The following is a 13,222-nucleotide window of genomic DNA, read 5'->3' as shown; positions in this document are numbered from 1 at the left end:
TGGGGGCTCCGTGTCCGGTCCTGCGTCTAGGCCGCGCAACGCTCCCGCTCCTTACCCGCCTTGTCCCTGCCCGCCTTGCCCGGTTCGAGCGCGCGCCCCTCATAGCCGCGGCTCTCCAGCTCCTCGCGGAGCCGGGCCAGGGCCCGGTGCAGCGTGCTCTTGACCGTTCCGGCCGACATGCCGAGGGCGGCGGCCGTCTCTTCCGTGGACATCTGCTCCCAGTGTCGCAGCACCACGACACTGCGCTGCTTCGGAGCCAGCACCTTCAGGATGTCCATCAGCAACGCGCGGTCCGCGTGCTGCTCGGTCGAGTCGTCCACGCTCGCGTCCGGCAGCTGCTCGGTGGGGACCTCCTCCAGCTTGCGGGCCCGCCACCACTCCGTACGCGTGTTGATCATGACGCGGCGCAGATAGGCGTCCGCGAGACGCTTGTCCGCGATTCCGTCCCAGCGGCCGTACGTGCGGACCAGCGCCGTCTGCAGCAGGTCCTGGGCGTCGACCGGGTCCGGCACCAGACGGCGGGCACTGCGCAGCAGCGCGTCCTGCCTGATGCGTACGTACTCTTCGAACTCGAGCACCTCGCCGTGCGCCATGTCCAACCGCCTCCGATCCCCGTTACCGACCTGTCTGCTGCCGGCTGTTCTCCGCTTCGTGTGCCGCTGGTCCGCGGTACGCCAATGAAGCTACGGAGGGCTTGTCACGGGGTTGTCCGAGCGAGCCTGCGGCGAGCGCTCGGCTGTCCGTCGGTTGTGTAACGGAAGTAGGGCGGGAGTAAAGAGGTGTGGGGGATGGGGCGGGATTGGGGGGATTTGCCCGCCAAGGTTGCCGGAGGTAACACCGCGTTGTGTGTCAGTGGGCTGAGGGGAACCTGTGCTTCGCCTTGCAGAACCTGTGGGGCGGCTGAGGTCGACTGAGGGGAGGGGCTGGTGCGCGTCAGGTGAAGGGGAACAATAGTTCCCATTTCTTTCAGTGGATATCCCGTATTCTCAGTGAATAACCTGATGTCGTGAAGCTTTCCGAGTGGGCGGCACGCAACGGCGTGCACTACCAGACCGCGTGGACCTGGGCGAAAGAGGGCCGTATGCCGGTCCCGGTCGTCCAGACGCCGTCCGGTACATGGCTGGTGACCCAGCCCGCCCCGCAGGCCGCCGGGCGGATCGTGGCGTACTGCCGTGTCTCCTCCGGTGAACAGGAAACGGACCTGGAAGAGCAGGTCGCCCGCACCGTGCAGGGCGCAACATCCCAGGGGCTCGCGGTCGCCGACGTGGTAACGGAGGTCGGCCCCGGCCTGGACGGGCGCCGCCGCAAGCTGCACAAGCTGCTCGCCGACCCGTCGGTGGGGACGATCGTGGTCGAGCGCCCAGGCCGCCTCGCCCCCTGCGGCGTCGAGCACCTGGAAGCCGCGCTGTCCGCGGCCGGACGGCGCCTGGTGGTCCTGGATGCGGCGGAGAGCGCCGAGGACCTGGTGCGGGACCTCACCGAGGTCCTGACCGCGATGTGCGCCCGCCGGTACGGCCGCCGCTCCGCGCAGCATCGCGCCGCCCTGGCCGTCGCCGTCGCCACCGGGCCGGAGGCGGCCGGGTGAAGAAGTTCACGCCGCGGCCGGGCTTCACCGTCCGCGCGTACAGGCTCGCGCTGGACCCGAACGCCACGACGGCTCGCCGCCTGCACCCGCACGCGGGTGGAGCGCGGGCCGCGTACAACTGGGCAATCGCCCACGTCACCGCGTCGTGGTGGCAGCGCAAGGCCGAAGCAACCTACGGCATCTGCGAGGAGCAGCTCACCCAGTGGCGGTCGTGGTCGTTGCCCTCGCTGCGGAAGGCGTTCAACGAGGCCAAGCACGCCGACCCGCGTTTCACCGGCTGGTGGGACCAGAACAGCAAGGAGGCCTACAACACCGGGCTGACAGGCGCGTCGGCGGCGTTCGACAACTACGCGAAGTCCAAGAGCGGCAAGCGCAAGGGCCCAAAGATGGGCATCCCCCGCTTCAAGTAGAAGCGGAAGGCGCGCCTGGCCTGCAAGTTCACCACCGGCACGATCCGTATCGAGCCTGACGGGCGGCACGTCACCCTGCCCAGGATCGGCACCGTCCGCCTCCACGAGAACCGAGTTGACCTGCGAGCCCTCATCGACGCGGGGCACCTGCGGATCCTGTCCGCGACCGCCTGCCTTCACCGGGGCCGCTGGTTTGTGTCCCTTCAAGTCGAGGAGCAGCACAGCCTGGTCAAGGTCGCTCGCCCCGACGCAGCCGTCGGTATCGACCTCGGCATCAAGACGCTGGCCGTCCTTGCGGACAGCGACGGCATCTGCACCGAGGAACCCAACCCACGCCACCTCACCCACGCGCAGACGCAGCTGCGCCGCGCCAACCGCACGGTGTCCCGACGGCAGGGCCCCGACTGGCGCACCGGACGACAGCCCTCCCGCCGCTGGGAGAAGGCCAACGCCCAGCGAAACAAGATCCATCACCGGGTCGCGAACCTCCGTGAGGACACCCTGCACAAGATGACGACCCGCCTCGCCGACACCTACGGCACGATCGTCATCGAAGACCTCAACGTGGCCGGCATGGGCATGAACCGCCGTCTGTCCCGCCACGTCGCGGATGCCGCGTTCGGCGAGATCCGACGCCAGCTCACCTACAAAACCCGCCAGCGCGGCACACGCCTGATCGTCGCCGACCGCTGGTTTGCCTCCTCGAAGACCTGCTCGCGCTGCGGTGTGGTGAAAGCCAAACTGCCCCTCAGCACCCGGGTCTTCAAGTGCGACAACTGCGGCCTGGTCCTGGACCGGGACGCGAACGCGGGACACAACCTGGCCACCCTCGCGGCCCGCACGACAGGTACCGGAGTGGCCGGAGACCTGGACCCCGCCGTCAAGGCGGAGTCGAAGCCCCGTGGAGCGTAAGACCCGCACCACCCGCCCGCGCCGCAAGGCCCAGGCGGGGCGGGAAGGCGGCACGATCCCCGGCCCCCGGGCCGGGAAGGAAACGGGAGACCGTCGACAGGCCACCAGGACGCAACTCGCGCTCTGGTGACACCGTCACGGACCATTCCGGCAGAAACGCCGGGATTGCCGAGATCACTCGATGATCAAAGCAACGGGAGTCGGTACAGGCCACCGGGGAGGGGTTCGACCAGGCCGTCGGCGACCAGGCCGTCCAGGGCGCGGGCGCGTTGGACGGGTTCGTCCCAGACGCGGTCGAGGACCGGTTGCGGGACCGGGTCGGACGTGTCGCGCAGGACGGCGAGGAGTCGGCCGCGCACCTGGCGGTCCGTGCCCGCGTACGTCTGGCCGCGACGCGGCGGGCCCTCGTACGCGGGTTTGCCGGCCAGGCGCCACGCGCACTGGGCCGCGATCGGGCACCGTACGCAGCTCTCGTTCTTCGCCGTGCAGATCAGCGCGCCGAGTTCCATGGAGGCGGCGGCCCAGCGCGAGGCCGTGTGCTCGTCCTCGGGCAACAGGGCGCGGGCGAGCTTGCGTTCGGCGGCGGTGGTGGCGGTCGGGGGGTACTGCACGCCGGTGACGGCTCGCGCGAGCACGCGGCGCACGTTCGTGTCGAGGACGGCATGGCGCTGCCCGTACGCGAACGAGGCCACGGCGGCGGCCGTGTACTCGCCGATGCCGGGCAGGGCGAGCAGCTTCGCGTGATCCGTGGGTACGTCCCCGCCGTGGCGCTCCGCTATGGCGGTGGCGGCTCCGTGCAGGCGTAGCGCACGCCGTGGGTAACCGAGGCGTCCCCAGGCCCGGACGGCTTCGCCCGGGGACTCCTTGGCGAGGTGGGCGGGGCGGGGCCAGCGTTTGAGCCACTGCTCGTACACCGGCAGCACGCGGTTGACCGGCGTCTGCTGCAGCATGAACTCGCTGACCATGACGCCCCAGGGGCCGGCTTCGGGGCGGCGCCACGGGAGGTCGCGGGCGTGTTCTTCGAACCAGTGGATTACGGGGGTGTGGAGGGTTTCGGTGGGCGCAGTCATTTCGCCACCGATCCTGCCATGTGCCTCCGGCGGTTGGGCGGTCATGGGTTTGTTTTTGTCTGCGGGTGCGTCGTGGCTGGTCGCGCCGTTCCCCGCGGGGTGTCTCCGGCGGTGGGGCGGGTGCGGGTGTGTGGGTGGCTGGTCGCGCAGTTCCCCGCGCCCCTTGGGTGGGTGGGGGGTGCGGGGTCGTGGGCCGGTGCGTCAGCCCGTCGCAGGGCGGGCATACGGCCCTGGGCTGGTACAGGGTGCGGGTTCTCCGAGACCGGAGCTACGCGACGGGCATACGACGCACCGGCCCACGCCCCCTCCCGCCGGAGGGAGACTGCGGGTAGTCGGGGGTGCGGGCTTTCCCGGGGCGCCCGGGTAGGCGCAGGCTTTTGCTTTTAGGGGCGCGGGGAACGGCGCGACCAGCCACGACGCACCCGCAGCCGCGACACGACCTGTCACCCCCACCCCCTGGCGGGGGTCTGGGGCGGCAGCCCCAGTTTCGGGAAGGGGCGGGGCTGGGGAAGAAAAACCCTTCAGCCCAGCCCCCGCGGCGGCGGAACCCCTGACGATCGGCAGGGGCGGCAGCCGCCCGCCCGCTTGTAGCGTCGGGGAGATGGAACGTCGTGGGAGGAGGGCCGCGGACGCCCTGCTGTGGGCGGCACTGGCCGTGCCGGTCGTCACAGTCGACCGCATCGGCCTGAACGAACCCCGCACCCCGGCGGAGCAACTCGCGGGCATCGCAACCCTGGCCGCAGCCGTAGCGATACGGCGCAGAAGCCCGCTGACGGCCTTCGCGGCAACCGCGGCCCTCAGCCTCGCCTCGGAACCCGCCCTGCTCACCCTCTCGTACGGCCCGGCCCTCGCCGTCTTCGCCCTCCTGCTCGGTCGGCACGCACAACAAATCCGCCCCGCCCTGACGGCATTCGGCGCGATCGGCGGCATCGGCACACTCCAGATCGCGGTACGAGGAGTCGACCCCTCGGCCCAATACCTCGTACTCATCGGCACGTTGCTCTTCGGCGTCGTGTTCCCCTGGCTCGGCGGCCGGTACTGGCGCCAGAGCCGCGAACAACTGGAGTGGGAGCAACGGATCGCCGAGGACCGGGCGCGACTGCGCGAACGGGCCCGTATCGCCCAGGACATGCACGACTCCCTCGGCCACGAACTGAGTCTGATCGCCCTGCGCGCCGGCGCCCTCCAACTCGCCCCCGACCTCGCGGAGCACCACCGCACGGCCGCCGCCGACCTCCGCGAGGCCGCCTCCGACGCCACGGAACGGCTCCACCGCATCATCGGCCTGCTGAGGGAGAAGGACGACGAGCCGGCCCCGCTGACCCCGGCCTGCGAGAGTGTCGAGGAACTCGTGGCCCGCGCCGCGGAGTCGGGCCTCCGGGTGCGCTGGGAGGCGACGGGGCCGGCCGGTGCGTACTCGCTCGTCGAGCGGATCGTCCACCGGGTTGTACGCGAGGCCCTGACCAACGCCGCCCGGCACGCGCCCGGTGCGGCTGTCACCGTCGCGGTGCGGCGAGAGGCCGGCGGTACGGAGGTGAGCGTGGTCAACGGGGCGGCGTCCACGGAAGGGGGTTCGTCGTCCGGGGGTACGGGGTTGCTGGGGTTGCGGACGGCGGTCGAGGGTGTCGGTGGTCGGTTCGAGGCGGGGCCGTACGGGGAGGGGTTCCGGGTCGTGGCGTACGTACCTGCCACTCCGGTCGCTCCGGGTGAGGAGGCCGTCGCGTACCTCCCGCCAAGCCCGCCCACGCATGCCCGTCGCCGCGCGCTTCGGACGTTCGCGGGTGCCGTCGCCGCTGGAGCCGTCTTTCTCGGCGGAGCCTTCGCCTGGTACGCGTACACGAAGACGCACTCGGTCCTGAAGCCCGGCGCCTACGCCGAACTGCGCCTCGGGACCCCGCTCGACGAGGCCGAACGCGTACTGCCCGACCGCACGGTGAGCGACCCACCGGTGGAACGCGCCCCCGCTCCGCCGAAGGGGACCGACTGCCGTTACTACCGCGCGAGCGGCGAACTCTTCGTCCCCGTCGAGCACTTCAGACTGTGCTTCGACGACAGAGGTCGGCTGGTCGCCAAGGACGTGGTCCCCAGAGGCGGTACGGCCGGACAGGTGCTTGAGGAGGAGAAAGAAGAGTGGGTGCGGTGATCCGCGTACTGCTGGCTGACGACGAAGCCATGGTCCGCGCCGGCGTGAAGGCGATCCTCGACGCCGGAGGCGGGGGCGGCATCGAGGTTGTCGCGGAGGCCGCCGACGGACGCGAGGCCGTCGCGCTGACGCAGGCCCACCGGCCCGACGTGGCGCTGCTCGACATCCGGATGCCTCGCCTGGACGGGCTCGCGGCCGCGGAGGAGATCGTACGGACCGTGCCCGGAACGGCGGTCGCGATCCTGACGACCTTTTCGGAGGACGCGTACGTGGCCCGGGCGCTGGGCGGCGGTGCCACGGGTTTCCTGTTGAAGTCCGGTGATCCGCACGAACTCGTCGCGGGGGTGCGGGCGGTCGCGGACGGGGCCGCTTTCCTCTCGCCGAAGGTGGCCCGGCACGTGATCGACGGTTTCGGGGCCGGGCGGCGGTTGAGTCGAGAGGCCGCCGCCCGTGATCGTGTCGCGTCGCTCACTCCCCGCGAACGCGAAGTCCTCGGGCTGCTCGGAGCCGGCCTCTCGAACCCCGAGATCGCTGCCCGCCTGCACCTAGTGGAGGGCACGGTGAAGGCGTATGTGAGCGCGATTCTCGACCGGTTGGAGGTCAGAAACCGCGTCCAGGCGGCGATCGTGGCGTACGAGGCGGGCCTGGCCGAGTAAGCGTCGAGTGAGTGCCGAGCAAGTGACGTCAACTCAGCTCCGGCCCGCGAACCACCGCACCGGCCCCGCCGCTGATCCCCGCATCGCCTCCGCCACCCGTGCCGCCGGACGCGTTGTCAGGCGTACGAAGGTGAAGGCGACGAGTGTGCCGAGGGCCAGGCCCGCCACCGTGTCGTGCGGATAGTGCACGCCTACGAACACCCGGGAGAAGGCCATGAGCAGGGCCATCGGGGCCGTCAGCCACAGGATGCCCCGCCAGGTCAGCGCGAGCGCTACCGTCGCGGCGCCCGCGATCGTGGCGTGGTTGCTGGGGAAGGACCAGTCGCCGTGTGGTGGGCAGTCGACGAGTGGGGCGGTCGCGTCGGCGACGGCTCGGCACGGGCGTTCCTCGTCGACGGCGGACTTGAGCAGTTCGCTGCACACGTACGCCACGGCCGTGGCCAGAGGCGCGAGGACCGCGATCGCGAAAGCCTCCGGTTCGCTCCGCCGCCGACGCCACCAGGCGGCGACGAAGAGGACGCCGTAGAGCAGCAGTCCGGCCTCCGTCCATATCTCGGCCAAGTGCTGTAACCACATCGGGGTGTCGTGGGCGGTGTCGGTGATCTCTCGGTAAAGGTCGGCGTCCATGGTCACGGACGGTATTCGAGGGCCGCCCGTCGTCACATCCTGCGATCGTCGGGACCTCAACCTGACGAAAGACAGGGGTGGGCCGGGCTGTTGCGGGATGATGATCCGGAAAAGTTGGGGCTCAGGGCGGCGGGTGGGGCCAGCGAACCCGCCGATCTCTCGTAAGGTTTGCGCCGTGGGATCTCTGCGCAATCCTGTCGGGCCGCTTCCCTCCTCCATCTACTGGCGTCGGAGGGCCGTTCTGGTGTCCTTGGTCGCGCTGTTGGCGTTGCTGATCACCTGGATCGTCACCTCTGGCGGCGGGGGCGGCAACAACGGCGCGGACGGGTCCAACGGCAAGAACCCCGCGCCCTCCATCACGCCCGGCCCCACCAGTTCGGGGCCCGCGATCAGCGAAGCCCCGGGCGGACGCGACGAGTCGGGCAACGAGACTGGCGGGAGCGGCGGCAGTGGGGGGAGCGGAGGAAACGACGGGTCCGAGGACTCCGGCGGTGGCTCCGCGGGCTCCGGTGGGGCGGACGGCTCCTCCTCCGGTGGCGCGGGCGGTGCCGGTGGTGGCTCGGCCGGCATCGGGGGCGGCGGTGTCTCCGGGGATACGGTTCCTGTCGGGTCCAGCCTTCCCAACTGCACGCCCGGAGCGGTGAAGTTGACGCTGCGCAGCGTCCGGAACGCGTACTCCCCCGACGAGCAGCCCGAACTGGAACTGATCGTCACGAACTCCTCCGCCACCGACTGCAAGCTCGATCTCGGCCCGAAGGAAGCGGTGCTGACGATCACTCAGGCGGGCGGCGACGACGAACTGTGGTCCTCGGCCGACTGCCCGACGGGCGCCGGCAGCGTCCTGTACCGCATCCCGGCGAACGACAGCGTCACCCGCAACCTGGAGTGGAACCGCAAGGCGAGCGCCCCCGAGTGCGCCACACCGCCGGCGGGTTCGGCAAGCGCGGGCACGTACTTGGTGGAGGCCACGGCTCCGGGCATGACGACGGCCAGGACGTCATTCGTCTTGGAGAAGGACTAGGGCGCGCCCCGTAAGAGGCGGGGACAGGTGCGCCCCGTAAGGGGCGCGGGGAACTGCGCGACCAGCCACAACGAACCCGCACTCGCCCACGAACCCAACACCCCACCCCCGTAGGCACCCCGCCCAGCCGTCGGCTAGACATACCGCTCCAAGATCGACGACTCCGCCAACCGCGAAAGCCCCTCCCGAACGCTCCGCGCCCGCGCCTCGCCGACGCCGTCCACCGTCTGGAGGTCGTTGACGCTCGCGGCGAGCAGCTTCTGCAGGCCGCCGAAGTGCTCGACCAAGCGGTCGATGATCGCGCCGGGCAGTCGCGGCACCTTGGCGAGGAGCCGGTAACCGCGCGGTGACACCGCGGAGTCGAGGGTCTCGGGGGCGCCGGTGTAGCCCAACGCCCTTGCCACCGTGGGCAGTTCGAGCAGCTCGGCGTGGGTGAGCGCGTCGAGTTCGGCGAGGGCCTCGTCGACCGTGCGGGAGCGCTTGGCGGTGGGCTCCGGTACGTAGTCCCGTACGACGAGCTCGCGCTCGGGCTCGACGCCCGCGATCAACTCGTCGAGCTGGAGGGCGAGAAGGCGGCCGTCCGTACCCAGCTCCACCACGTACTCGGCGATCTCCGTGGCGATCCGGCGCACCATCTCCAGACGCTGGGCCACCGCCGAGACGTCCCGGACGGTGACCAGGTCCTCGATTTCGAGGGCGGAGAGCGTCCCCGCGACCTCGTCGAGGCGGAGCTTGTAGCGCTCCAGCGTCGCCAGGGCCTGGTTGGCGCGGGAGAGAATGGCCGCCGAGTCCTCCAGGACGCGGCGCTGTCCGTCCACGTACAGCGCGATCAGGCGCATGGACTGGGAGACGGAGACGACGGGGAAGCCGACCTGCTTGGAGACCCGGTCGGCCGTGCGGTGCCGGGTGCCCGTCTCCTCGGTGGGGATGGTCGGGTCGGGCACCAGCTGTACGCCCGCCCGCAGGATCTTGGTGATGTCCTTGTCGACGATGATGCCGCCGTCGAGCTTGCACAGCTCTCGCAGCCGGGTCGCCGTGAACTCGACGTCCAGGACGAAGCCACCCGTGCACATCGACTCGACCGTCTTGTCCCAGCCGAGCACGATGAGTCCGCCGGTGTTGCCGCGGAGAATCCGCTCCAGGCCGTCGCGGAGACCCGTGCCGGGTGCCACGGCGCTCAGTGAGGCGCGCATCAGCCCATCGGCACCGGAGCTCCCACCGGACTTTCCGGGAGCTGCCGCCCGGTCATTGGCTGCCACTGCACTCCTCCGGTCGCAGGTTCTGGGGCGCTCCCGTTTCGCATACTTCTTTCGTACGGACGGTCGAGACCTGGGCAAAGTCTACCGGCGCTCCTCCTCGTCCCGTGGGGCCTCTCGACGACGCGACCTCGGAAGCACCTGCAGCGCGTCCCCCATGTCGGCCACTTCCAGGACCTTCATACCGGGAGGGATCTTGCCGGGATCACCCGGTACGAGCGCGTGTGTGAAGCCCAGACGATGGGCTTCGGCGAGTCTGCGCTGGACGCCCGTGACCCGTCTGACCTCGCCCGCGAGGCCCACTTCGCCGATCGCCACGAGATTCTTGGGGAGCGGGGTGTCGCTCGCGGCGGAGGCCAGGGCGAGGGCGATCGCCAGGTCCGCGGCCGGCTCGGAGAGCTTCACGCCGCCGACCGTCGCGGAGTAGATGTCCCGCTTTCCCAGGGCGGTGATCCGGCCGCGCTGCTCCAGGACGGCGAGCATCATCGAGACGCGGGAGGTCTCCAGACCCGAGGTCGTACGCCTGGGGGAGGGGATCTGCGAGTCGACGGTGAGCGCCTGGACCTCGGCGACCAGGGGGCGGCGGCCTTCGAGGGTGACGGTCAGGCAGGTGCCGGGGACGGGCTCGGCGCGGCGGGTGAGGAACAGACCGCTGGGGTCGGCGAGTCCGGTGATGCCCTCGTCGTGCAGCTCGAAGCAGCCGACCTCGTCCGTCGTGCCGTACCGGTTCTTGACGCCTCGTACGAGCCTCAGGCGTGCGTGCCGGTCGCCCTCGAAGCTCAGGACGACGTCCACGAGGTGCTCCAGGAGGCGGGGGCCCGCGATGGCGCCGTCCTTGGTGACATGGCCCACAAGGAGGGTGGACATGCCGCGCTCCTTGGAGGCGCGGATCAGGGCTCCGGCCACCTCGCGGACCTGGGCCATGCCTCCGGGGGCGCCGTCGATCTCCGGAGAGGCCACGGTCTGTACGGAGTCGAGGATCAGCAGGGATGGCTTCACCGCGTCCAGGTGGCCGAGGACGGCGGCCAGATCGGTCTCCGCGGCGAGATACAGGTGGTCGTCGATCGCCTTGATGCGGTCGGCGCGGAGGCGGACCTGGCTCGCGGACTCCTCGCCGGTGATGTAGAGCGTGCGATGTTCGTCACTCGCCGACTTGGCCGCCACGTCCAGCAGCAGCGTGGACTTGCCGACGCCCGGCTCGCCCGCGACGAGCACGACCGCGCCCGGCACCAGGCCGCCGCCGAGCACCCGGTCCAGCTCGGGTACGCCGGTGGGGCGGGCGGTCGCCGTGCGGCCGTCGACCTGGCCGATGGGCACCGCGGACGTCGTGACCCGGCCGGGGGTCGTCGTACGGACCGCGGGCGCGCCGTACTCCTCGACCGTCCCCCAGGCCTGGCACTCGGGGCAGCGGCCGAGCCACTTGGCCGTCTGCCAGCCGCATTCGGTGCAGCGGTAGGACGGCCGGTCCTTCGCGGTCTTCGTACGGGCAGCCATGCACGAACCGTAACCGCCACCACTGACAACGCCGCCCCCGCCCACGAACCTGCTCATGACCACGTGCTTCCGGCCTCGTCGCCAAGATCAGGACACCTTTCGCAAACAGGCCTCAACCGATCCGGAACGCGCCGCGGAATTGAGCGTTCCTGTCCCCTTATGGAGGATCGTTTCACCCGTATGGATTAAAAGCGCTCATGCAGGGAGAAGCGGCCGCCGCCCGACGCCTACGGTCCCTCGGGTGATGAGCCGCAGTCCGGAAACCACCACGCACACCACCGGCGCGAGCCGGACGCACCGTGCCGCACCCGACCGGGCGGCGGTCCGTACGTCGGCGCAGTGCCCGCCCGCGCGCTACGAGCCGTATCTGGACGGCCTGTTCACGTACTGCCTGTCCGTGCTCTGCGACCACGACGCGGCGGTCGCCGCCCTCGGTGACGCCCTCGCGCTCGCCGAGCGCCGCGGCCCGCGCGGCGTGCAGGCCCCCGACGAGCGCAGGGCCTGGCTGTACGCCCTCGCCCGCTGGGCCTGTCTGCGCAAGCTCGCGGAGACCACGGACAAGGACCAGCAGGGCGACAACCAGCAGAGCGACAAGAGCGACAAGAGCGACAACCGGCAGGGCGACAGCCGGCGGTCCAACCGCCGGTCCCGACAGGCCGAGCCCGTCCGGCAGAAACGTCGTGGCACGCGCGCGTCGGACGCCGAAGAAGACCGTCGCCGCCGCGAACTCACCCTGCTCGCCTGGCCGGAGGCCGCCGGGACCACGCCCGAGCAGCGCGAGGCGCTCGAACTGGCCGTACGGCACCAGCTCGCCGTCCGCGAGGTCGCCGCCGTCCTCGGCATGGACCTGCTCGCCGCCCGCGAACTCCTCGGAGCCGCCGCCTGCGAGGTGGAGCGCACCCGCGCGGCCCTCGCCGTCGTCGAGACCGGCACCTGCCCGAGCGTCGCCCGGCTCACCGGCGACGACCGGCTGGTCCTCAGCACGCCCCTGCGCCGCGAACTGGTCCGGCACGTGGACGACTGCCCGCGCTGCCGCCGTACCGCCGAGCGCGCGATCCCCGGCTCCTGGCCCGGCACCAGCGTCACGCCCGCCGCGCTCCCCGTACTCGAAGCCCCGCGCGCCGCCCTCCACATGGCGATGGCGCATGCCCCACGCGCGCGGGGCGGCACTCCGCGCTTCGACCGGCGCGGCTTCCCGATGGACCCCAAGGACGACGCGGCCCGCCGCAGCCGCCTGCGCGCGCGTGCCATCACGACGACGGTCGTCGCCACCGTCGTGGCGGCTCCCGTACTCGCCCTGTGGGTGGCCTACCGCGGCGCCCCCCCTCACCGGCGAGGGCTCACCGGGCCGCCCGATCACCGCGAGCGAGGCGCACGCCCCCGCCGCACTCGGCGGCGAGCGCGCGGGCGACTACGAGAACGCGGGCAGTGCCAGCGTGAAGCCTGACGCGCAGCTCAGCGGGGGAGCCGGCGAGGGAAAACGTTCGTCCGAAGTCTCCGTCTCCGTCCAGGTCACCGGCGCGGCCTCCGGCCGGCAGAAAAGCGGCCTCTCCGTAGAGGCCGATTCCAGCGGCGACACGACGCTGATCACCCTGAAGGCGTCCGGCAGTTCACCGGTCCACTGGTCCGCGCGCACCGGCGCCTCCTGGCTCTATATGAGCCAGTCGTCGGGAACGCTGCGGCCCGGCGAGTCGTTGACGATCAAGGTGTACGTCGATCATCTCCGCGAGCCGAACGGCCCCTGGAACGCGCGGGTGTCGATCGCACCCGCGGACGCGGTGGTCTTCATCGGCGGTTACGGAACGGCGGGCCCGTCACACCCGGCCCCCGCCCCGGACGCGACCCCGAGCGCTCCCACGCCCTCCGCCCCCGGCTCCACACCGAGCGACCCGACCCCCTCGGCCCCCGAGCCCACGCCCACCGGCCCGCCCCCGTCCGAGCCGGACCCGACCCCCACGGAACCCACGGACCCGCCCTCGCCGCCGAGCGACGGCAGCACCCCGGCTCCCTCGGGAAACTAACCCCCAAGGGACGCGGTACGCCCCACA

The 13,222-nt window shown here is 71.3% G+C and carries 11 protein-coding genes and 1 pseudogene; 7 read left to right on the top strand and 5 right to left on the bottom strand.

The window, feature by feature from the left end; genetic code table 11:
* Positions 1 to 26 precede the first annotated feature (26 nt).
* Positions 27 to 593, bottom strand: a complete 567-nt coding sequence (locus tag IEZ21_RS45020) for a SigE family RNA polymerase sigma factor (RefSeq protein ID WP_189327599.1) — start codon at positions 591 to 593, stop codon at positions 27 to 29.
* 413 nt (positions 594 to 1,006) lie between these two features.
* Here IEZ21_RS45020 and IEZ21_RS45015 point away from each other — a divergent pair, with 413 nt between their 5' ends.
* Genes IEZ21_RS45015 through IEZ21_RS48255 form a run of 3 tightly spaced genes read left to right on the top strand, consistent with a single transcriptional unit; the run spans position 1,007 to position 2,907 of the window.
* Positions 1,007 to 1,585: an IS607 family transposase gene (locus tag IEZ21_RS45015; RefSeq protein ID WP_189327598.1), complete on the top strand. Its 579-nt coding sequence runs from the start codon at positions 1,007 to 1,009 to the stop codon at positions 1,583 to 1,585.
* Positions 1,582 to 1,995 carry a helix-turn-helix domain-containing protein gene (locus IEZ21_RS48260; protein WP_246568895.1) on the top strand — a complete coding sequence of 138 codons (414 nt, stop codon included), beginning with the start codon at positions 1,582 to 1,584 and terminating at the stop codon, positions 1,993 to 1,995. The genes IEZ21_RS45015 and IEZ21_RS48260 overlap by 4 nt, the downstream gene beginning before the upstream one ends.
* A gap of 15 nt (positions 1,996 to 2,010) precedes the next feature.
* Positions 2,011 to 2,907, top strand: coding sequence for an RNA-guided endonuclease TnpB family protein (locus tag IEZ21_RS48255; protein ID WP_308429720.1), 897 nt, complete (start codon positions 2,011 to 2,013; stop codon positions 2,905 to 2,907).
* Between the two features lie 185 nt (positions 2,908 to 3,092).
* On the opposite strand, the gene IEZ21_RS45005 is transcribed toward IEZ21_RS48255, so the two are convergent.
* Complete coding sequence (locus IEZ21_RS45005; RefSeq protein ID WP_189327597.1) at positions 3,093 to 3,977, bottom strand: HhH-GPD family protein; 885 nt, start codon at positions 3,975 to 3,977, stop codon at positions 3,093 to 3,095.
* A gap of 601 nt (positions 3,978 to 4,578) precedes the next feature.
* Here IEZ21_RS45005 and IEZ21_RS45000 point away from each other — a divergent pair.
* Positions 4,579 to 6,120, top strand: a complete 1,542-nt coding sequence (locus IEZ21_RS45000; protein ID WP_189327596.1) for a sensor histidine kinase — start codon at positions 4,579 to 4,581, stop codon at positions 6,118 to 6,120.
* On the top strand, positions 6,117 to 6,776 hold the full coding sequence (locus tag IEZ21_RS44995) for a response regulator transcription factor (protein WP_189327606.1): 660 nt from the start codon (positions 6,117 to 6,119) through the stop codon (positions 6,774 to 6,776). Before IEZ21_RS45000 ends, IEZ21_RS44995 begins: the two co-directional genes overlap by 4 nt.
* Before the next feature lie 33 nt (positions 6,777 to 6,809).
* On the opposite strand, the gene IEZ21_RS44990 is transcribed toward IEZ21_RS44995, so the two are convergent.
* The gene (locus tag IEZ21_RS44990) at positions 6,810 to 7,403 is read right to left on the bottom strand and encodes a phosphatase PAP2 family protein (RefSeq protein ID WP_189327595.1); all 594 of its coding nucleotides are present in this window, start codon (positions 7,401 to 7,403) and stop codon (positions 6,810 to 6,812) included.
* A gap of 175 nt (positions 7,404 to 7,578) precedes the next feature.
* Here IEZ21_RS44990 and IEZ21_RS44985 point away from each other — a divergent pair, with 175 nt between their 5' ends.
* The gene (locus IEZ21_RS44985) at positions 7,579 to 8,424 is read left to right on the top strand and encodes a hypothetical protein (protein ID WP_189327594.1); all 846 of its coding nucleotides are present in this window, start codon (positions 7,579 to 7,581) and stop codon (positions 8,422 to 8,424) included.
* Positions 8,425 to 8,558: 134 nt separating this feature from the next.
* Here IEZ21_RS44985 and disA read toward each other — a convergent pair whose 3' ends face one another.
* Together disA and radA are read right to left on the bottom strand one after the other, a co-directional pair.
* Positions 8,559 to 9,683 carry a DNA integrity scanning diadenylate cyclase DisA gene (gene disA, locus IEZ21_RS44980; RefSeq protein ID WP_189327593.1) on the bottom strand — a complete coding sequence of 375 codons (1,125 nt, stop codon included), beginning with the start codon at positions 9,681 to 9,683 and terminating at the stop codon, positions 8,559 to 8,561.
* A gap of 81 nt (positions 9,684 to 9,764) precedes the next feature.
* Positions 9,765 to 11,174 (bottom strand): DNA repair protein RadA, encoded by a 1,410-nt coding sequence (gene radA, locus IEZ21_RS44975; protein ID WP_033328336.1) that lies wholly within the window; start codon positions 11,172 to 11,174, stop codon positions 9,765 to 9,767.
* Positions 11,175 to 11,415: 241 nt separating this feature from the next.
* Between radA and IEZ21_RS44970 the strand changes: the two are divergent.
* A pseudogene (locus IEZ21_RS44970) lies at positions 11,416 to 13,195 on the top strand (BACON domain-containing protein).
* Positions 13,196 to 13,222 lie beyond the last annotated feature (27 nt).

This window comes from Streptomyces flaveus (assembly GCF_014647675.1).
Taxonomy (GTDB): domain Bacteria; phylum Actinomycetota; class Actinomycetes; order Streptomycetales; family Streptomycetaceae; genus Streptomyces; species Streptomyces flaveus.
The sequence above is the reverse complement of the archived record's forward strand: the minus strand, read 5'-3'. Positions and strand labels throughout refer to the sequence as shown.

Excerpts from the sequence above, each read along its gene's own strand:
- radA (WP_033328336.1), bottom strand. The coding sequence starts at position 11,174 with ATGGCTGCCCGTACGAAGACCGCGAAGGACCGGCCGTCCTACCGCTGC.
- IEZ21_RS45020 (WP_189327599.1), bottom strand. The coding sequence starts at position 593 with ATGGCGCACGGCGAGGTGCTCGAGTTCGAAGAGTACGTACGCATCAGG.
- IEZ21_RS45000 (WP_189327596.1), top strand. The coding sequence starts at position 4,579 with ATGGAACGTCGTGGGAGGAGGGCCGCGGACGCCCTGCTGTGGGCGGCA.
- IEZ21_RS45005 (WP_189327597.1), bottom strand. The coding sequence starts at position 3,977 with ATGACTGCGCCCACCGAAACCCTCCACACCCCCGTAATCCACTGGTTC.
- IEZ21_RS44990 (WP_189327595.1), bottom strand. The coding sequence starts at position 7,403 with ATGGACGCCGACCTTTACCGAGAGATCACCGACACCGCCCACGACACC.